The sequence below is a fragment of the Pseudomonas baetica genome, assembly GCF_002813455.1.
Taxonomy (GTDB): domain Bacteria; phylum Pseudomonadota; class Gammaproteobacteria; order Pseudomonadales; family Pseudomonadaceae; genus Aquipseudomonas; species Aquipseudomonas baetica.
On sequence record NZ_PHHE01000001.1, the window covers coordinates 1,301,743 to 1,320,436 of the forward strand.

Consider the following 18,694-nt stretch of genomic DNA (forward strand, 5'->3'; position numbering starts at 1 on the left):
GACGGGAGCAAATCGGTAAAAAATCGTACGAAAATATCGGCCGACACGATGTCCGAAAATCTATGTAGGAGCTGTTGCAGGCTGCGATCTTTTGATCTTGATTTAAAAACAAGAGCAAAAGATCGCAGCCTGCGGCAGCTCCTACACGGATGATTCGGTGGTGGGGAAGCCCAGGCGGAACACAGTCATTACCCCCGGCAAACTCTTAACTTCCGCCACGCCCTGATGCAGGCTCATGATCGAGCGCACGATCGCCAACCCCAATCCGGTGCTGCCCTGCGATCTTGAGCGACTGCTATCAACGCGGTAGAAGCGGTCAAACAGATACGGCAAGTGCGCCGCTTCGATCCCGGCGCCGGGATTGCTCACTAGCAACGACGTGTGCGTCGCCCCTTGTTCTATCAACAACGTGACGGTTTTCCCGTTGGGGCAGTGCCGCAAAGCATTCGACAACAAATTGGAAATCGCCCGCTGAATCATCAGCCGATCACCCAGCACCGTCGCGCTCCCGACCACGTTCAAATGAATGCCCTTATCCTGCGCCGACAACGAAAACATCTCCGCCACTTTCGTCACTTCAACCTTCAGCGCCACCGATTCAAACGGCGCCAGCGCCGACGGATGACTCACCTGCGCCAGAAACAACATGTCCGACACTATCCGCGCTACACGTTCCAGTTCTTCGGTGCATGACACCAGCACATCCTTGTATTCCTCCACCGAGCGCTCGCGGGACAAGGTCACCTGCGCCTTGCCCATCAGGTTATTGATCGGCGTGCGTAACTCATGGGCCAGATCATCAGAAAACTGCGACAACTGCTGCACCCCGGCATCCAGCCGATGCAGCATGAAGTTGATGCCGTGCGCCAGTTCGCTCAGCTCCTGCGGCATGTTCACCACTGACAGTCGATGATCCAGATCTTGGGTCGAGACCATCGCCGCGACTTTGCGAAATTCGCGCATCGGCGCCAATCCGCGTTGCACCGCGCCCCACGCCGTGAGGCCGATGAACACCAGCAACAGCGGCAAGGCAATCAGCGTCGAGCGCAAGTAGGCGCTGAGCAACGCCTCATCGTGGGCGTTATCCACCGACAACAGCACTGGCACGCTGTTGCCGTCCTTGAGGCGAATCAGTTTGGAGGCGGTGAGGAATTTCTTCCCGTCAGTGTCGGTGCTGTCGCTGTAGGCCAACTGATCTGTGGTCGCGCGAACCGCCTTCAATTCAACCCGTGGATCGGCCAGGCCAGAGCCGGATTTGAGCAGCGGCGAGCGTTGATTGAGGCGGTCGTAAATGGTCAGCGTGAGGTTGTCGTGGCCCATTACCTGATCGAGCAAAATATGTGGTTTACCGCTGATTTCGTTGGCGTCGACGTACAGCGACAGGCTGTGTTCGACCTGTTGCATTTTCTTTTCAAGGCTGTCTCTGGAAAGCGCATTCAGTTCATGGGTCAGGGCGAAATAAGCGAGGATCGCCAGAAACACCACCAGCAGCGCACCGAGAATACTCACCGTCAAACCCAGGCGCATCGACAGGCTGGCGGGCTTCATTCGCGCGCCTCCAGCACGTAGCCGACACCGCGCAGGGTGTGAATCAACTTATTGTCGAACGGCTCATCGATCTTCGCCCGTAACCGGCGGATCGACACCTCGACCACGTTGGTGTCGCAGTCGAAATTCATGTCCCATACCAGCGAAATGATCTGCGTGCGGGTCAGCACTTCGCCGGACTGGCGCATCAGCAGATGCAGCAGGGCGAATTCCTTGGTGGTCAGGTCGATGCGCTGCGCGCCGCGAAACGCGCGATGACGGCCCGGGTCGAGTTCCAGATCGGCGACTTTCAGCACTTGCGGTACCGGGATGTTTTCGCTGCGGCGCATCAATGTGCGCACCCGCGCCAGCAGTTCGGGGAACTCGAACGGTTTGACCAGATAGTCATCGGCGCCCAGATCGAGGCCGCGAATCTTGTCGGCCAGACGTCCGCGCGCGGTGAGCATCATCACTCGCGTGGAGTGAGTGCGGCGCAGTTGCTCCAGCACGCCCCAGCCGTCGAGTTCCGGCAGATTGACGTCGAGAATGATCAGGTCATAAACCTGTTGTTGCGCCAGATGCAGGCCGTCGGCGCCAGTGGCGGCGCGGTCGACGATATAACCACTTTCGGTCAAACCCTGATGCAAGTATTCGGCAGCTTTAAGCTCGTCCTCGATCACAAGGATTCGCATGATCTATCACCACTTTTATTTAATGGATATTTAATTAAGGGTGGCCGGGAAAGTTATTGTTTTTGTAGGGACTTCCGGGTGGAGTCAATAACTGAGTGAGGTGCACGGTAAACGCTGTAGTGGCTACAGGGTCAACGTTTGACCTCTTTAATTCGGCCATCTGCGACAGCCTGTCGCAGCAGGGAGATGCAAATAGCTATGTATTGCGTTCAGGCAAGTGCTGTTGGGCGGATAACTTCGGCGTATTTGTTTCCATGTATTGCATAGTTGCGTTGCGTACTGTGCATGCTAGAGCAAAATAACTTCCTGCAACCGTGGATAACGGATTTGTAATCTTCCAGTCACCTTGTCGATAAGTTCAAAACCCTACCGTGGCGGCATCAAAGATTCTTGATTAAAGGAAGTCTTCCATTGCCCGGTTTAACAGAACTGATGGCGCGATCACGCCTGAAAAAAATAGCCAGCGGCATTCTGTTGTTGGCCAGCACCAACCTTGCCAGTGCCTCGACTCTGACCCTCGAACAAGCCCTGCAATCGGCATTCGCCGGCAACCCGGATCTGGCCGCTGCCCAATGGGAAATCGGCATCGCCGAGGGTGACCGCAAACAGGCTGGCCTGATCCCCAACCCTGAAGTCTCGTGGGAGGCCGAAGACACCCGCCGCGATTCGCGCACCACCACAGTGATGCTCAGCCAGCCGATCGAACTGGGCGGCAAACGTGGTGCCCGCATCGATGTCGCCAGCCGTGCACAGGACGCCGCCGGCATTGAGCTGGAGCGCAAGCGCAATGCCTTGCGCGCCGATGTGATTCAAGCGTTCAACAGCGCCCAGACTGCGCAACAGCGCTTGCAGTTGTCCCGCCAATCCATGCAATTGGCCGAGCACGGTTTGCGCGTTGCGCAAGGACGGATTGAGGCCGGCAAATCCTCGCCCGTCGAAGGCACACGGGCGCAGGTGCAACTCTCGGAAGTGCGCCTTGAGCTGAGCCGCGCCGAACGTGACCAGGCCAACGCCTACCAACAATTGGCGCAGGTCATGGGCGCACCGTTGCCGACCTCGACAAATGTACAAGCCGCCACGCAAAGGCTCGCCGTCGTGCCACCGCCAGCCCGACTGCTTGATCGTCTTAACGAAACCGCCGAGTTGCGTCTGGCCAAACTACAGATCGATCAACGCGAAGCGTCGTTGGGCCTGGAAAAGTCCCAGCGTATCCCCGACCTGACCGTAAGCCTGGGCAGCCAATACAGCGAAACCGAGCGCGAACGGGTCAACGTGGTCGGACTGTCGATGCCGATTCCGCTGTTCAACCGCAATCAGGGCAACGTGCTGGCGGCGGCGCGGCGTACTGATCAGGCGCGGGATCTGCGTAACGCCACCGAGCTGCGTTTACGCACGGAGATCCAGACCACGTTGGCGCAATGGCAGACCGCCAACGGCGAAGTCAGCGCGTTCAACCAGACCATCCTGCCCGCCGCGCAACGTGCGGTGGACAGCGCCACGCGCGGTTTCGAAATGGGCAAGTTTGGCTTCCTCGATGTACTCGATGCGCAGCGCACGCTGATCGCCGCGCGTAGCCAATACATCCAGGCCGTCAGCGAAGCCACCGACGCCCGCGCACGCATCGAACGGATCTTCGGCGAGCTCGCCGTCAGCCCTTGAATTTCATCTTTTTGAGCACTGCGCGATGGCACGGCGCAGAGGAGTTTCCATGGACAAAAAACTGATTGTGGTCGCTGCGGCGACGTTGGCGCTGGGCATTGGTGTGGGCTCGATGTGGTCGGGCAATGCCTCCATCGACGCGCATGCCGACGAAGCGGCGGATCACGCCGATCATGCGCAGGAGGGCGCCGCCGCTGAAAGCGAGCATGACGAAGAAGGGCACATCGAACTGACCGCCGAGCAGATCACCGCCGCCGGCATTCAACTGGCTGAAGCGAAACGGCAAAACATCAGCCTCGGCTTGCCGTTCCCCGGCGAAGTGCGTTTCGACGAAGATCGCACCGCCCACGTCGTGCCGCGTGTGCCGGGCGTGGTCGAGGCGGTGGCGGTCAACCTCGGGCAAATGGTGAAGAAGGGCCAGTTACTGGCGGTCATCGCCAGTCAGCAGATCTCCGATCAACGCAGCGAGCAGGCGGCAGCGCAACGCCGTTTGGCCTTGGCGCGCACCACCTATGAGCGCGAAAAGAAGCTGTGGCAGGACAAGATCTCCGCCGAGCAGGATTTCCTTCAGGCGCGCCAAGCTTTGGAGGAAGCCGAAATTGCCGTCAGCAACGCCCGGCAAAAAATTAGCGTGCTCAGCGGCAGCGTCGTCGCCACCGGCGGCAATCGCTACGAATTGCGCGCGCCGTTCGATGGTGTCGTGGTGGAAAAACACCTGACGCCGGGGGAGGTGGTTGATGAAACCACAGCGGCCTTCACGCTCTCGGATTTGTCGCGGGTGTGGGTGACGTTCGGCGTTTCACCCAAGGACTTGACCAAGGTGCAAGTGGGCAAAGCCGTCACCGTCAGCGCGCCGGAATTGAATGCGCAAGTCACCGGCAGCGTGGCCTACGTCGGCAGTCTGCTTGGCGAGCAAACCCGCACGGCGACCGTGCGCGTCACCCTGGAGAACCCGCAAGGCTCGTGGCGCCCCGGCCTGTTCGTCACCGCGCTGGTGGCGACCGACAGCCGTCAGGCGCAAGTCGCGGTGCCGGAAACCGCAATCCAGACCGTCGAGGACAAACCCACGGTGTTTGTGCGCACCGACGACGGCTTCAAAGCGCAAGCGGTGGAACTGGGCATTCGCGCGGCGGGGCAGGTGGAAATCACCCAAGGCCTGGAGGCCGGCGCGCAAGTCGCCAGCGCCGGCAGCTTCGTCCTCAAATCGGAACTGGGCAAAGCCTCGGCCGAGCACAGTCATTAATTCTGGAAGGTCCCCATGTTCGAACGCCTGATCCAGTTTGCCATCGAGCAGCGCATCATCGTCCTGCTCGCCGTTCTGCTCATGGCCGGCCTCGGCATCGCCAGTTATCAGAAACTGCCGATCGACGCCGTGCCCGACATCACCAACGTCCAGGTGCAGATCAACACCGGCGCCGCCGGGTTCTCGCCGCTGGAAACCGAGCAGCGCATCACCTTCCCGATTGAAACCGCGATGGCCGGTCTGCCGGCACTCGAACAGACCCGTTCACTGTCGCGCTCCGGCCTGTCGCAAGTCACGGTGATCTTCAAGGACGGCACCGACCTGTTCTTCGCCCGCCAATTGGTCAACGAGCGCTTGCAGATCGCCAAAGAGCAATTGCCCGAAGGCGCGGAAGCGGTCATGGGACCAATTTCCACCGGCCTCGGCGAGATCTTTTTGTGGACGGTCGAGGCGCAGGAGGGCGCTCTCAAGGATGACGGTAGCGCTTACACGCCGACCGATCTGCGGGTGATTCAGGACTGGATCATCAAGCCGCAATTGCGCAACGTGCCGGGCGTGGCCGAGATCAACACCATCGGTGGTTTCGCCAAGGAATATCAGATTGCCCCGGACCCGAAACGCCTGGCCGCGTACAAGCTGACCCTCACCGATCTGGTCACCGCGCTTGAGCGCAACAACGCCAACGTCGGCGCCGGTTACATCGAGCGCAGCGGCGAGCAGTTGCTGATTCGTGCGCCGGGCCAAGTGGCGAGCACCGAGGACATCGCCAACATTGTCATGGCCAACGTCGACGGCACGCCGATCCGCATCAAGAATGTCGCCACCGTGCAAATCGGCCGCGAACTGCGCAGCGGCGCGGCCACGGAAAATGGTCGTGAAGTGGTGCTTGGCACGGTGTTCATGCTGATCGGCGAGAACAGCCGCACGGTCTCGCAAGCGGTCGCCAGCAAGCTCGAACAGATCAACAAATCGTTGCCCAACGGCGTGATCGCCGTGCCGGTTTACGACCGCACGCACCTGGTCGACAAAGCCATTGCCACGGTGAAGAAAAACCTCATCGAAGGCGCGATTCTGGTGATCGCGATTCTGTTCCTGTTCCTCGGCAACATCCGCGCGGCGCTGATCACGGCGATGGTGATCCCGCTGTCGATGCTGTTCACCTTCACCGGCATGTTCAGCAACAAAGTCAGCGCCAACCTGATGAGCCTCGGCGCGCTCGACTTCGGCATCATCGTCGATGGCGCGGTGGTGATTGTCGAAAATACCCTGCGCCGACTCGCTCATGCGCAGCAGCACCATGGGCGATTGTTGACGCGTGCCGAGCGTTTCAAGGAAGTGTTTGCGGCCGCCAAAGAAGCACGGCGGCCGCTGATTTTTGGCCAGTTGATCATCATGGTCGTGTACCTGCCGATCTTCGCCCTGAGCGGCGTTGAAGGGAAAATGTTCCACCCGATGGCGTTCACTGTGGTGATTGCGTTGCTCGGTGCCATGCTGTTGTCGGTGACTTTTGTCCCGGCGGCGATTGCGCTGTTCGTGACTGGCAAGGTCAAGGAAGAAGAGGGCGCGGTGATGCGTGGCGCACGTCGCGTTTATGCGCCGGCCCTGGCGTGGGTGATGTCGCATCGCGCCGTCGCTGTGGGCGCGGCGTTGGGCGTGATTGTGCTCAGCGGCGTGCTCACCAGCCGCATGGGCAGCGAGTTTGTGCCGAGCCTCAGTGAAGGCGATTTCGCCCTGCAAGCCTTGCGCGTACCGGGCACCAGCCTGACGCAATCGGTCGATATGCAGCAGCGTCTGGAAACCCTGATTCTGGCCAGGGTGCCGGAAGTCGAACGCGTCTTCGCGCGTACCGGCACGGCGGAAATCGCCTCCGACCCGATGCCGCCGAACATCTCCGACAGCTACGTGATGCTCAAACCGAAAGCGCAATGGCCGGATCCGGGCAAGTCCCGCGACACCCTGATGGCCGAACTGCAAGCCGCCGCCGCGACTTTGCCGGGCAGCAACTATGAGCTGTCGCAACCGATTCAACTGCGCTTCAACGAGCTGATCTCCGGCGTGCGCAGTGACGTGGCAGTGAAGGTGTTTGGCGATGACATGGACGTGCTGAACGCCACGGCGGCGAAGATTGCAGCGGCCATGCAGAAGGTTAACGGCGCCTCTGAGGTGAAGGTCGAGCAAACCACCGGGTTGCCGGTGTTGACCATCAACATTGATCGCGACAAAGCGGCGCGTTACGGGCTGAACGTGGGGGATGTGCAGGACACCATTGCCGTGGCAGTGGGCGGTCGTCAGGCCGGGACCTTGTATGAAGGGGATCGGCGTTTCGACATGGTCGTGCGTTTGTCCGATGCCATGCGCAAGGACATCGACGGGCTGTCGGCGCTGTTGATTCCGGTGCCGGCGGTAAATGGTACGGCCAATCAGATCGGTTTCATCGCACTGCAAGACGTCGCCAGCCTCGACCTGGTGCTGGGGCCGAATCAGGTCAGCCGCGAAAACGGCAAGCGCTTGGTGATCGTCAGCGCCAACGTGCGCGGGCGGGACATCGGTTCATTCGTTGCAGAGGCGGGCGAAGTGATCGAACGTGAGGTGCAAGTCCCGGCCGGTTACTGGACCAGTTGGGGTGGGCAGTTCGAACAACTGCAATCAGCAGCCAAGCGCTTGCAGATCGTGGTGCCGGTGGCGTTGCTGCTGGTGTTCGGCTTGTTGTTCATGATGTTCAACAATCTCAAGGATGGCTTGCTGGTGTTTACCGGGATTCCGTTTGCGTTGACCGGGGGCGTCATGGCGCTGTGGTTGCGCGATATTCCGCTGTCGATCTCGGCGGGCGTCGGGTTTATTGCGTTGTCCGGGGTGGCGGTACTCAACGGCTTGGTGATGATCGCGTTCATTCGCAATCTGCGCGAGGAGGGGCGGTCGCTCACTGAGGCGATCAACGTCGGTGCGCTGACGCGATTGCGCCCGGTGTTGATGACGGCGCTGGTGGCGTCGCTGGGCTTCATCCCGATGGCGCTGGCGACCGGCACGGGTGCGGAAGTGCAGCGGCCGCTCGCAACCGTAGTGATCGGTGGAATCCTGTCCTCCACGATCCTCACGTTGCTGATCTTGCCGGCGCTGTACCAACTCGCCCATCGCCGGGATGAGGACACGGTCTCCACATAATAGGTGATCCCCCTGTGGGAGCGAGCCTGCTCGCGAAGGCGATCTGTCAGTCAACAATGATGTGACTGAACCACCGCTTTCGCGAGCAGGCTCGCTCCCACAGGGTTTCCGTGCGCTGATCCGGGAGATAACGGATATGTAATTTCCCCGCCACCGTCACGATAGGTTCGGATTGTTACCTTGATCCCGTCAGCTACTTAAACGAGGAATCAAACATGAAATTCGCTCAGATCAGTGCCTTCACCGCCGCCCTGGCGCTGTCTTCCCTGGCCATGGCCGAAGGTGGCGGCGACCGCACCTTCGAAAAAATGATGACCGCCAATGACCGCTCCGTAGAGCTGTTTGTCGCCCGGGAACAGGCCCGCGACCCGGTCGTCGTCAATGACAAGAAAGACGACAAGGCTCAAGACCTGTAAACGCAGCCACGCTGGAACAAGCCTGGCATCGCGCATCGATGCCGGGCTTTTTTATGGAGGAATTGAACATGAAGTTGATCAAGTGGATGGTGTTCGCCGGGGTGATGGCGATGTCCATTAATGTGCTGGCCGAGGGCGGTGGTGACCGCACGTTTGAGCGCGCATTCAGTGCCAACGCCAAAGCCATGGCGCAATACGCCGCCAACCAGGGCAAAGCGCCGCCAGTGGTGAAGGATTACGCGTACGGGATGAAGCTGGATGTGGTCAAAGTGGTGAGCGTCATCAAGCCGCCGGCGACTTGCGCCGTCGTCCCCACTGCCATGACCTACGAAGATTCGAAGGGTCAGCTCAACACCCTCAGATACACCGTGGCCGGCGATTGCCGCCAGCGCGGGTGATCTGGCAAAGATCAAAACACGGGGGGATTTCGATATGACGATGTGTATTTCGATTCGGGATGTTTAAAGGTTGTGTGGGAAATACAGAACCTTCCCACAATGTTTTCAGGTTGTCCGTCGGACGTCGGCTCTCTAGGCTGTGAACGTCGCTGCCCAATCAGCGATCGGGATTGGAACCCCGGAGAACGTATCAGCGCCAAAGCGTCTTTCATGACGTATGCTTGCGCACCTTCATGGTGTGCACGCTGTTATGGCGGCTGTGCGCGGGAGACTTCGAGTCTGCCGGGTTTCTCCGTTCCCCGGGTTCCAACCTGCGTACAGCTGCCACCCCTTCGCGTGGAACCGAATGGGTCAGCTCCAACGTTCAGAAGGAGAAACAACATGAAAAAGCCAACACCCAATCCGCCCGAAACAACCGTCCCTGCGGACGCCAATACAACGTCCCCCTACGCTGGCGAAGACACCCGCAAACTCCACGAAGCCGCCGACCGCGCCCTCGACTTTTACCTCAAACCCACGGCAGCGATCATGACCACGCCCTACGTCCAGAACCAGATGTTCCAGGTCAATCCGAAGGCCGACACCGAATCCCTGCTGGCCAACGCCAGCGAATCCCTGGGCTCGGCCAGCGTCATGCTCGGCGACTTCGCGGCGCTGCTGCAAGGCACGCATCGCAAGACGTTGCTGGGGATCGCCCAAGTCGTCATGCTTGGTGAACTGGCGGTGAACAGGGCGCTGGATAACGTCGAGCCCAGCGCATAATCGTGTGGGAGCGAGCCTGCTCGCGAAAGCGGTGAGTCAACCGACGATGGCGTTGGCTGTGCCGACGTCTTCGCGAGCAGGCTCGCTCCCACAGGTTTTGGCGTTGCGTTGAAGTCCGGACATAAAAAAGGCGCCCCAAAGGACGCCAAAAAATTCACCTCTTTCCAAAGGAGCAAGGAGCTTCCAAAGGTGAATGTGCATTGCTCGTGAACTCAGAGAATCGCCAACGGATACTCGACAATCACCCGCACTTCATCCAGATCCGACTCGAACGCCGTGGCGCGAGTGGTGGCCTGGCGCAAGCGCAATGACATGTCCTTCAACGAACCGCTCTGCACCACGTATTTGACTTCGATATCCCGCTCCCAGCGCTTCTGATCGGTCAGCGGATTACCTACTGCATCGCGGCGCATGTACACGGCGTTGGCGTTGGAATAGTCGGCGTCGGTGCCGCGCGCGTAGCGGGTCATGAACGACAAGCCCGGTACGCCGTAAGTGCTCATGTCGAGGTCGTAGCGCACCATCCATGAACGTTCCTTGGGCGAGTTGAAGTCGCTGTACTGGATGGAGTTGTCGAGGAAGATCGAGTCGGACTGGCGCAGGTAATCGAAATCGTCGTTGCCGTTGTTGCGTTGGTGCGAGAGGGCGACGGAATGCGCGCCGAGTTTTACCCCGACACGGCCGCTCCAGATGTTGTTGTCGAACTCGCCGAGTAGTTGTTTGCCCTCGTCGACTGCCTTGTAGTAATTCAAACCACCAAACAGTGACAAGTCATCCGACAGCGGATACGTCCACGCGGCGCCGGCGTAGTACTGATTCCAGGCATCCTTGAGGCGACTGGAGTACAGGCTGAAACTGAGGTTTTTGTTCAGCACATAATCGCCGCCGCCGTAAGCGATCCACGGCGAATTGACCGGGCCGGCATAGAAGGTCGCGAAGTTCTCGCGCATGTCGCTGGACACCGGTTGGCTCATCGCGTGCAGTCGACCGCCCTGAACCGACAGGCCTTCAATACTGGTGTTGGTCGCCGTCACCCCGCGAAAGCTTTCTGGCAGCAAACGAGAGTCACCCGCCGCCACTACCGGGTTGGCCGGGAACACGTCACCGACCTTGACCACCGTATCGAATGCCCGCACTTTCGCCGCGCCCCCGACCTTGGTGTATTCGTCCCGCGCCTCGCCGTCACTGTTGACCGGCAGCACATCAAACGAACTGCGCCCACCGTTGCGCCCGTCACCGGTGTCGAGTTTCAAACCGATCATCGCAAACGCATCAACACCGACCCCGACGGTGCCTTGGGTAAAGCCGGATTCGAACTTGCTGATCACCGCATGCGACCAGGCTTCGGAATAACCGTTGCCGGTCGGGCTGGACTGGCCGTTGCGGTGCTCACGATTGAAATAGAAATTACGGTTGAGCACCGTCAGGCTGCTGCCTTCGATAAAGCCTTCGGCTTTTTCTTCTGCAAACACCATGGACGGCCCGGAGCCAACCACCACCGCTAAAGCGGCCATCGACATTTTTGTATTGTTAACCATCAAACACTCCTTGGGTTCGGCAGAACGGGAACGTGCTTCGGCGTGGGTTTTATTGTTCGACGGGCATGGGGCTCGTCGGCATGGTCGCCGGGGGACATCGTTGCAAGCTGCGGATAACGCCAAGGTGATGAGGGAATTACAATTTCGTCATGTGGGTGTACCTGGAGTTTGTGAGTTCCACACAAACCTGTGGGAGCGAGCCTGCTCGCGATAGCGGAGTGTCAGGCACTGAGGATGGTGGAAGTGCCGACGCCTTCGCGAGCAGGCTCGCTCCCACCAAGCGACTTCGCGATTGACGTACTGGAACAATTCACAGCACTATCGCCCCATGAACACCCAAAATCGAATGACCATGATGTGCTCCTGCATGACCGCTTCCGGCGGGCCATAAGGTCATACGTGTTTGTCATTTGACGTGTACCCGAAGCCCCGCCAGCAATGGACGGGGCTTTTTCATTTCCTGTCTGCACATGGCTCATGGAGAGAGATATGTTCGAGATCAGAAGAGCCACCACGAATGACGCCCAAACCGCATTCGACATACGACGCTTGGCGATCAGGCATCAATGCATCGGTGCCTACACCGAGCAGCAAATGCACGACTGGACCAAGGGCTCGGCTGAGGACGGTTACGACACGCTCATGGAAAAGCATTTCTATCTGGGCTGGGTTGAGGACGAGCCAGTGGCAACCGGAATGCTTGATCTGGAGTATCGTGAAATCGGTGCAATCTTCATTCATCCGGATTTCATGCAGCGCGGACTGGGCAAACAGGTTCTGCACTTTCTTGAAGATCTGGCGAGGGCGCTGGGGCTGACAGAGGTCTGTCTGGACGCGACGTTGAACGCTGTCGATTTTTACCGGCGTTGCGGTTACATCGGCGAGGGGAGTGCGATTTATCAATCGCCTTCGGGTCTGCAACTGGCGTGTGTGCCATTGGTGAAAGCGTTGCGATAAAGATCAAGAGACCGCACAAAAAAAACGGCACCCGAAGGTGCCGTTTTCATGTGTAGCCAGCCGAGCGATCAGCCCGCCAGGCCCGCCTGCTGAACCAGCGTCAGCAATGGCTGCGGGTAAACGCCGAGGAAGAACGCCACCAGGGCGATGGCCAGCAGCATCACGCCGCCCGCCTTCTGTTCCCAGTGCAACTCGGCATCGTGGCGACGCAGGTTCGGCTCGATCAGGTACAGGGTGACCATCACGCGCAGGTAGTAGAAGACGCCGATGGCGCTGCCCAGTACCAGCGAACCCACCAGCCACCATTGGTGCGATTCGACACCGGTGGCGATGATGTAGAACTTGCCGATGAAGCCCGCGGTCAGCGGGATACCGGCCAGGGACAGCATCATCACGGTCAGTACGGCGGTCAGGTACGGACGGCGCCAGAACAGGCCGCGGTACTCGTACAGCGCGTCGGCGTCACGGCCGTTGTACGGCGAGGACATCAGGGTGATCACGCCGAACGCGCCGAGGCTGGTGATCACGTAGGTGACCAGGTACACGCCGATGGCTTCCACCGCCAGACCCTTGCTCGCCACCAGTGCAATCAGCAGGTAGCCGAAGTGCGCGATGGACGAGTAACCGAGCAGACGCTTGAGGTTGCTCTGGGTCAGGGCCAGCAGGTTACCGAACAGGATCGAAGCGACGGCGATCACGCTCAGCACGTCGCTCAGTACGCCACTGCTCGCGGCAGGGGAGATCTGGAACAGACGCACCATCACCGCAAACACGGCAACCTTGGACGCAGTCGCAAGGAACGCAGCGACCGGTGCCGGAGCACCTTCGTAAACGTCCGGCGTCCACAGGTGAAACGGTACCAGCGAAAGCTTGAACGCCAGACCGATCAGCATCATGCCCAGGCCCAGTTGTGCCAGCGGGCTAGGCAGACCGGTCGCGGCCAGGGCCTGACCGATACCGACGAAGCTCAGCGAACCGGCGTCTGCGTACAGCAGCGCCATACCGAACAGCAGGAACGCGGAACCGGCGGCCGACAGCACCATGTATTTGATGCCGGCTTCCAGCGAGCGCTTGTTGAAGAAGGCGTAAGCCACCAGACCGTAGACCGGCACCGAGAGCAGTTCCAGACCGATGAACAACCCGGCCAGGTGCTGCGCGCTGACCAGAACCAGACCACCGGCGGCGGCCATCAGGATCAGCAGGTACAGTTCTTCACGGTTGCCCGGGTAACCCGAGCCGCCATCGCCCAGATAGGCGTGGGCGAGGGTGACGCAAGCGAGGGTGGCGACCAGGATCAGCGCCATGTACAGGCAGGCGAACGCATCGATCTGCAGCAATGGGGTCACGGCCAGAGGCGCGACTTTCAAGGCAGGCAGGATCGACAGCAAGGCCAGGTTCAGACCGGCGACCGAGATCAGGAAGGTCTGCGAGTGATTGCGGCGCCAGGCGATTGCCAGCATCACCACGATAATGGTGAGGCTGGTGATCAACAGTGGCGCAAGCGCAATAAAGTGTTGAATCGTGAATTCCATAGCGCTCTTACCGGGCCGAAGCGAGTTGAGTGAAGGCGGTGCCGAGCCACTGCTGTACGCCATGCATCGTGGCGGCAGAAGTGTCGAGGAACGGTTGCGGGTACACGCCGATGTAGATCAGCAACACCGCAAGGCCCAACACCATGATCAGTTCGCGAGCGTCCATACCGTGCAGAATCGAATCCGATTTCGACGGACCGAAGTACGCACGGTGGATCATGATCAGCGAGTAGACCGAACCGAACACCAGACCGGAAGTGGCAATCGCAGTGATCCAAGGCCAGCTCGCGAAAGAACCGATCAGGATCAGGAACTCACCGACAAAGTTACCCGTGCCCGGCAAGCCCAACGACGCGGCTGCAAAGAACAGGCTGATCGCCGGCAGGTAAGCAATACGCGACCACAGACCGCCCATCTCACGCATGTCACGAGTGTGCAGACGCTCGTACAACTGACCGCTGAGGATAAACAGTGCGGCTGCCGAAACACCGTGCGCCAGCATCTGGATCACTGCACCTTGCAGGGCCAGTTGGCTGCCGGAGTAGATGCCGATCAACACGAAGCCCATGTGGGAAACGGAAGAGAAGGCGATCAGACGCTTGATGTCGGTTTGCGCGAACGCCAGGAACGCACCGTAGAAGATCCCGATCAGACCGAGGGTCATGGCGATCGGCGCGAACTCGGCCGAGGCATTCGGGAACAGCGGCAGGGCGAAACGCAGCAGGCCGTAAGCCGCGGTTTTCAGCAAGATACCGGCGAGGTCGACGGAACCTGCGGTCGGCGCCTGGGCGTGCGCATCAGGCAACCAGGAGTGGAACGGTACAACCGGCAGCTTGACCGCGAAGGCGATGAAGAAGCCGAGCATCAGGATGTACTCGGTGGTCATCGACATCTTGGTTTTCAACAGGTCGGCGTAGTTGAAGGTAATCACGCCAGTGTTGTTGAAGTTGACCAGTACCAGACCGAGGATCGCCACCAGCATGATCAGGCCGGAAGCCTGAGTGAAGATGAAGAACTTGGTTGCTGCGTAGATCCGGGTTTTCTTGCCGTCCGAAGAACTGTGACCCCAGAGCGCGATGAGGAAGTACATCGGCACCAGCATCATTTCCCAGAAGAAGAAGAACATGAACAGGTCGAGGGCGAGGAACACGCCGACAACACCGCCCAGGATCCACATCAGGTTCAGGTGGAAGAAGCCAACGTGACGTTGAATCTCTTTCCACGAGCAGAGTACCGAGAGGATACCCAGCAGACCGGTCAGCAGGATCATCAACAGCGACAGGCCGTCGAGGGCCAGGTGCACGCTGATGCCGAAACGCGCGATCCAGATGTGCTTGAACTCAAGCGCCCAGGTCGGATCGGCGCCAGGCGCCGGGGCAAATGAATAGTTGCCGGTTGCCCACAGCCAGAGGCCGATCGCGAGCAACAGGGACATGGTGATCAGCGCAATCCAGCGGGGCAGGGTAGCGCCGAAGCGCTCACCCATCCAGCACAGCAGGCCGCCGATGAAGGGGATCAGGATTAGCCAAGGCAGAATCATGACGGGCTCGTTTCCTTTCGCAAATTCGCAAGGTTCATATCAGACCGCTACCAGCACGATGGCGCCAATAACCAGCACGGCACCAGCAGCCATCGAAGCAGCGTACCAACGCAGTTGACCGGTCTCGGTGCGGCTCAGGGCAGTGTGACCACCCTTGGCCATACGCGGGATCAGACCGATGGTCTGGTCGAGTGGGTCTTTGCGCAGGATGTGGCTGATCGCAAGGTACGGCTTGACGAACAGTTTGTCGTAGATCCAGTCGAAGCCCCAGGCAGCGAACCACCAGGCCGACAGGAAACGCCCGACGCCGCTGTTGGCAATCGCCGTGACGAAGCGACGCTTGCCGAGGAACAGCAGGGCCGCCAGCAGGATACCGGCCAGGGCGATGGCGCCCGACGCAATTTCCAGACTGTGCTTGGCTTCGCCACCGGCATGGCCAACGCTTTCTGGCAGTACGCCGTGCAGCGGTGGAACGATCATGGCGCCGATGAACGTCGACAGCACGATCAGCACCGACAGCGGCAACCAGTGAGCGATACCGTGACCGGCGTGCGCTTCAGTCTTGGCTTCACCGTGGAACGTGATGAAGATCAGGCGGAAGGTGTACAGCGAGGTCATGAACGCGCCGACCAGACCTGCGTAGAGCAGACCGTGGTTGCCGCTGGCGAACGCTTCCCAGAGGATTTCGTCCTTGGAGTAGAAGCCTGCGGTTACCAATGGCAAAGCAGCCAGTGCCGCGCCGCCGACGATGAAGCTGGCGTAGGCCAGTGGCAGTTTCTTCCACAGACCGCCCATCTTGAAGATGTTCTGCTCGTGGTGGCAGGCAACGATCACCGCACCGGAAGCAAGGAACAGCAGCGCCTTGAAGAAGGCGTGGGTCATCAGGTGGAAGATCGCGCCATCCCATGCGCCAACGCCCAGCGCCAGGAACATGTAGCCGATCTGGCTCATGGTCGAGTAGGCGAGGATACGTTTGATGTCGGTTTGAACCAGAGCGGCGAAACCGGCGAGTACCAGCGTCACACCACCAACGATGCCGACCAGGTGCAGGATGTCCGGCGCCAGGGTGAACAAACCGTGGGTACGCGCGATCAGGTAAACACCTGCGGTCACCATGGTCGCGGCGTGGATCAGTGCCGAAACCGGGGTAGGACCGGCCATCGCGTCCGCGAGCCAGGTTTGCAGCGGCAGTTGCGCCGATTTACCGACCGCACCGCCCAGCAGCATCAGAGTCGCCAGGGTGATCCAGAAGTCGCCGACCTGGAATTTCTGCGGTGCCAGCACCAGCAGTTCCTGGATGTTCAGCGTGCCCACTTGCTGGAACAGGATGAACAGGCCGATGGCCATGAACACGTCGCCGATCCGGGTCACGATGAAGGCCTTGAGTGCGGCGTTACCGTTGTTGCGGTTGCTGTAGTAGAAACCGATCAACAGGTACGAGCACAGGCCCACGCCTTCCCAGCCGAAGTACAGGAACAACAGGTTATCGCCCAGGACCAGGAACAGCATGCTGGCGATAAACAGGTTGGTGTACGAGAAGAAGCGCGAGTAACCCGCTTCACCGCGCATGTACCAGGAGGCGAACAGGTGGATCAGGAAACCTACGCCTACCACCACGCCGAGCATGGTGATCGACAGGCCGTCGACGTAGAGCGCGAAGTCAGGCTTGAAGCCTTCCACCGCCATCCACTGCCACAGCACCAGGGTGTAGTGACCGCCTTCGGGAGGCGCGACGTTGAATTGCCAGATGACGTAGGCGGTGACAATCGCCGACAAGCCAATGGAACCCACGCCGATCAGCGCCGAAAGGTTTTCCGACCAGCGTCCACGAGAGAACGACAGCAGCAGGAACCCGATCAGGGGGAATACGAAAGTCAGAAAGATTAGGTTCATCCGCGCATCTCACTGGCAGCGTCGATATCGAGCGTGTGGAAGCGGCGATACAGTTGCAGCAGGATCGCCAGACCAATACTGGCCTCGGCAGCTGCAAGGCTGATCACCAGGATGAACATGATCTGTCCATCCGGCTGGCCCCAACGGGCGCCCGCAACGATGAAGGCCAGTGCAGAGGCGTTCATCATCACTTCCAGACTCATCAACACGAACAAAATGTTGCGGCGGACCATCAGGCCGACCAGACCAAGGCAGAACAGGATGCCGGCGACGGCTAAACCATGTTCGAGAGGGATAGCAGGCATGTCTTACTCCTTCGCCTCGTTGCGGCCCAAATGGAACGCCGTGACGGCTGCAGCGAGCAGCAGCATCGAGGCGAGTTCGACCACCAGCAGATATGGGCCGAACAGGCTGATGCCCACGGCTTTCGCGTCTACGGTGGTGTGGCCGATGGCCTGACCGCTCTGGTGAGCGAACAGCACATACAGCAGTTCGGCCAGCAGCAGCGCGGCAAGAATCACCGGCCCTGCCCAGATGCCGGGCTTGAGCCAGGCGCGTTCTTGCTGAACTGCGGCGGGGCCGAGGTTCAGCATCATCACCACGAACACAAACAGCACCATGATGGCGCCGGCGTAGGCGATCACTTCCAGCACACCGGCGAACGGCGCGCCGAGTGCGAAGAAGGTCATGGCCACGGCGATCAACGAGATGATCAGGTAGAGCAGGGCGTGCACAGGGTTGGTGTTGGTGACCACGCGAAGCGTGGCCACAACCGCGATACCCGATGCGAAATAGAAAGCGAATTCCATCGTTCTTCCTTAAGGCAGCAAGCTCTTCACGTTGATCGGTTCGGCTTCGTTCTGTGCAGCGCCTTTCGGCTTGCCAGCGATTGCCATACCTGCAACACGATAGAAGTTGTAATCAGGGTTTTTGCCGGGGCCGGAGATCAACAGATCTTCTTTCTCGTACACCAGGTCCTGACGTTTGAACTCGGCCATCTCGAAATCCGGAGTCAACTGGATTGCGGTGGTCGGACAGGCTTCCTCGCAGAGACCGCAGAAAATGCAGCGCGAGAAGTTGATACGGAAGAAGTCCGGGTACCAGCGACCGTCTTCGGTTTCAGCTTTCTGCAGCGAGATGCAACCCACCGGGCAAGCCACGGCGCACAGGTTGCAGGCTACGCAACGTTCTTCGCCATCGGGGTCACGGGTCAGGACAATGCGACCACGGTAGCGGGGTGGCAGGTAGACCGCTTCTTCCGGGTATTGCAGGGTGTCGCGCTTGCGAAAGCCATGGCCGAAGACCATGACCAGGCTGCGCAACTGGGTACCGGTACCCTTAACGATGTCGCCAATATATTTGAACATGGGTCAAA

Annotated in this window: 16 protein-coding genes; 7 read left to right on the top strand and 9 right to left on the bottom strand. The window is 59.7% G+C overall.

What is annotated here, in order from left to right; translation table 11 throughout:
- Positions 1–141 precede the first annotated feature (141 nt).
- Positions 142–1,548 carry a heavy metal sensor histidine kinase gene (locus ATI02_RS05870; protein WP_100845720.1) on the bottom strand — a complete coding sequence of 469 codons (1,407 nt, stop codon included), beginning with the start codon at positions 1,546–1,548 and terminating at the stop codon, positions 142–144.
- Complete coding sequence (locus ATI02_RS05875; protein ID WP_100845721.1) at positions 1,545–2,219, bottom strand: heavy metal response regulator transcription factor; 675 nt, start codon at positions 2,217–2,219, stop codon at positions 1,545–1,547. The genes ATI02_RS05870 and ATI02_RS05875 overlap by 4 nt, the downstream gene beginning before the upstream one ends.
- A 411-nt stretch (positions 2,220–2,630) precedes the next feature.
- On the opposite strand from ATI02_RS05875, the gene ATI02_RS05880 reads away from it, so the two are divergent.
- The 6 genes from ATI02_RS05880 (at position 2,631) to ATI02_RS05905 (ending at position 9,859) form a co-directional block, all read left to right on the top strand.
- Positions 2,631–3,878 carry a TolC family protein gene (locus ATI02_RS05880; protein ID WP_100845722.1) on the top strand — a complete coding sequence of 416 codons (1,248 nt, stop codon included), beginning with the start codon at positions 2,631–2,633 and terminating at the stop codon, positions 3,876–3,878.
- Between the two features lie 49 nt (positions 3,879–3,927).
- Positions 3,928–5,121 carry an efflux RND transporter periplasmic adaptor subunit gene (locus ATI02_RS05885; protein ID WP_100845723.1) on the top strand — a complete coding sequence of 398 codons (1,194 nt, stop codon included), beginning with the start codon at positions 3,928–3,930 and terminating at the stop codon, positions 5,119–5,121.
- 15 nt (positions 5,122–5,136) lie between these two features.
- The gene (locus ATI02_RS05890; protein WP_100845724.1) at positions 5,137–8,283 is read left to right on the top strand and encodes a CusA/CzcA family heavy metal efflux RND transporter; all 3,147 of its coding nucleotides are present in this window, start codon (positions 5,137–5,139) and stop codon (positions 8,281–8,283) included.
- 215 nt (positions 8,284–8,498) lie between these two features.
- Positions 8,499–8,699 carry a co-regulatory protein PtrA N-terminal domain-containing protein gene (locus ATI02_RS05895; RefSeq protein ID WP_100845725.1) on the top strand — a complete coding sequence of 67 codons (201 nt, stop codon included), beginning with the start codon at positions 8,499–8,501 and terminating at the stop codon, positions 8,697–8,699.
- A 68-nt stretch (positions 8,700–8,767) separates the two neighbouring features.
- On the top strand, positions 8,768–9,097 hold the full coding sequence (locus ATI02_RS05900) for a DUF2790 domain-containing protein (protein ID WP_100845726.1): 330 nt from the start codon (positions 8,768–8,770) through the stop codon (positions 9,095–9,097).
- Positions 9,098–9,478: 381 nt separating this feature from the next.
- Positions 9,479–9,859, top strand: coding sequence for a DUF6124 family protein (locus tag ATI02_RS05905; protein ID WP_100845727.1), 381 nt, complete (start codon positions 9,479–9,481; stop codon positions 9,857–9,859).
- 212 nt (positions 9,860–10,071) lie between these two features.
- Here the strand turns inward: ATI02_RS05905 and ATI02_RS05915 are convergent, their stop codons facing one another.
- Positions 10,072–11,397, bottom strand: a complete 1,326-nt coding sequence (locus ATI02_RS05915; RefSeq protein ID WP_100845728.1) for an OprD family porin — start codon at positions 11,395–11,397, stop codon at positions 10,072–10,074.
- 489 nt (positions 11,398–11,886) lie between these two features.
- On the opposite strand from ATI02_RS05915, the gene ATI02_RS05920 reads away from it, so the two are divergent.
- A complete protein-coding gene (locus tag ATI02_RS05920) occupies positions 11,887–12,354 on the top strand; it encodes a GNAT family N-acetyltransferase (protein ID WP_100845729.1) in 468 nt (155 codons plus the stop codon).
- Between the two features lie 68 nt (positions 12,355–12,422).
- Here the strand turns inward: ATI02_RS05920 and nuoN are convergent, their stop codons facing one another.
- The 6 genes from nuoN to nuoI are packed head-to-tail and all read right to left on the bottom strand — an operon-like array spanning position 12,423 to position 18,686.
- Positions 12,423–13,886: an NADH-quinone oxidoreductase subunit NuoN gene (nuoN, locus tag ATI02_RS05925; protein ID WP_100845730.1), complete on the bottom strand. Its 1,464-nt coding sequence runs from the start codon at positions 13,884–13,886 to the stop codon at positions 12,423–12,425.
- 7 nt (positions 13,887–13,893) lie between these two features.
- The gene (gene nuoM, locus ATI02_RS05930; protein ID WP_095189664.1) at positions 13,894–15,426 is read right to left on the bottom strand and encodes an NADH-quinone oxidoreductase subunit M; all 1,533 of its coding nucleotides are present in this window, start codon (positions 15,424–15,426) and stop codon (positions 13,894–13,896) included.
- Positions 15,427–15,465: 39 nt separating this feature from the next.
- A complete protein-coding gene (nuoL, locus tag ATI02_RS05935) occupies positions 15,466–17,319 on the bottom strand; it encodes an NADH-quinone oxidoreductase subunit L (RefSeq protein WP_095189665.1) in 1,854 nt (617 codons plus the stop codon).
- Positions 17,316–17,624 carry an NADH-quinone oxidoreductase subunit NuoK gene (gene nuoK / locus ATI02_RS05940; RefSeq protein ID WP_003223790.1) on the bottom strand — a complete coding sequence of 103 codons (309 nt, stop codon included), beginning with the start codon at positions 17,622–17,624 and terminating at the stop codon, positions 17,316–17,318. The genes nuoL and nuoK overlap by 4 nt, the downstream gene beginning before the upstream one ends.
- 3 nt (positions 17,625–17,627) lie before the next feature.
- Positions 17,628–18,128: an NADH-quinone oxidoreductase subunit J gene (gene nuoJ / locus ATI02_RS05945; RefSeq protein ID WP_095189666.1), complete on the bottom strand. Its 501-nt coding sequence runs from the start codon at positions 18,126–18,128 to the stop codon at positions 17,628–17,630.
- A 9-nt stretch (positions 18,129–18,137) separates the two neighbouring features.
- A complete protein-coding gene (nuoI, locus tag ATI02_RS05950) occupies positions 18,138–18,686 on the bottom strand; it encodes an NADH-quinone oxidoreductase subunit NuoI (RefSeq protein ID WP_016987418.1) in 549 nt (182 codons plus the stop codon).
- Between the last annotated feature and the right edge of the window lie 8 nt (positions 18,687–18,694).

Excerpts from the sequence above, each read along its gene's own strand:
- ATI02_RS05890 (WP_100845724.1), top strand. The coding sequence starts at position 5,137 with ATGTTCGAACGCCTGATCCAGTTTGCCATCGAGCAGCGCATCATCGTC.
- ATI02_RS05885 (WP_100845723.1), top strand. The coding sequence starts at position 3,928 with ATGGACAAAAAACTGATTGTGGTCGCTGCGGCGACGTTGGCGCTGGGC.
- ATI02_RS05905 (WP_100845727.1), top strand. The coding sequence starts at position 9,479 with ATGAAAAAGCCAACACCCAATCCGCCCGAAACAACCGTCCCTGCGGAC.
- nuoN (WP_100845730.1), bottom strand. The coding sequence starts at position 13,886 with ATGGAATTCACGATTCAACACTTTATTGCGCTTGCGCCACTGTTGATC.
- ATI02_RS05920 (WP_100845729.1), top strand. The coding sequence starts at position 11,887 with ATGTTCGAGATCAGAAGAGCCACCACGAATGACGCCCAAACCGCATTC.
- nuoI (WP_016987418.1), bottom strand. The coding sequence starts at position 18,686 with ATGTTCAAATATATTGGCGACATCGTTAAGGGTACCGGTACCCAGTTG.
- nuoL (WP_095189665.1), bottom strand. The coding sequence starts at position 17,319 with ATGAACCTAATCTTTCTGACTTTCGTATTCCCCCTGATCGGGTTCCTG.
- ATI02_RS05915 (WP_100845728.1), bottom strand. The coding sequence starts at position 11,397 with ATGGTTAACAATACAAAAATGTCGATGGCCGCTTTAGCGGTGGTGGTT.
- ATI02_RS05895 (WP_100845725.1), top strand. The coding sequence starts at position 8,499 with ATGAAATTCGCTCAGATCAGTGCCTTCACCGCCGCCCTGGCGCTGTCT.
- ATI02_RS05900 (WP_100845726.1), top strand. The coding sequence starts at position 8,768 with ATGAAGTTGATCAAGTGGATGGTGTTCGCCGGGGTGATGGCGATGTCC.
- ATI02_RS05875 (WP_100845721.1), bottom strand. The coding sequence starts at position 2,219 with ATGCGAATCCTTGTGATCGAGGACGAGCTTAAAGCTGCCGAATACTTG.
- nuoK (WP_003223790.1), bottom strand. The coding sequence starts at position 17,624 with ATGCCTGCTATCCCTCTCGAACATGGTTTAGCCGTCGCCGGCATCCTG.
- nuoM (WP_095189664.1), bottom strand. The coding sequence starts at position 15,426 with ATGATTCTGCCTTGGCTAATCCTGATCCCCTTCATCGGCGGCCTGCTG.
- ATI02_RS05870 (WP_100845720.1), bottom strand. The coding sequence starts at position 1,548 with ATGAAGCCCGCCAGCCTGTCGATGCGCCTGGGTTTGACGGTGAGTATT.
- nuoJ (WP_095189666.1), bottom strand. The coding sequence starts at position 18,128 with ATGGAATTCGCTTTCTATTTCGCATCGGGTATCGCGGTTGTGGCCACG.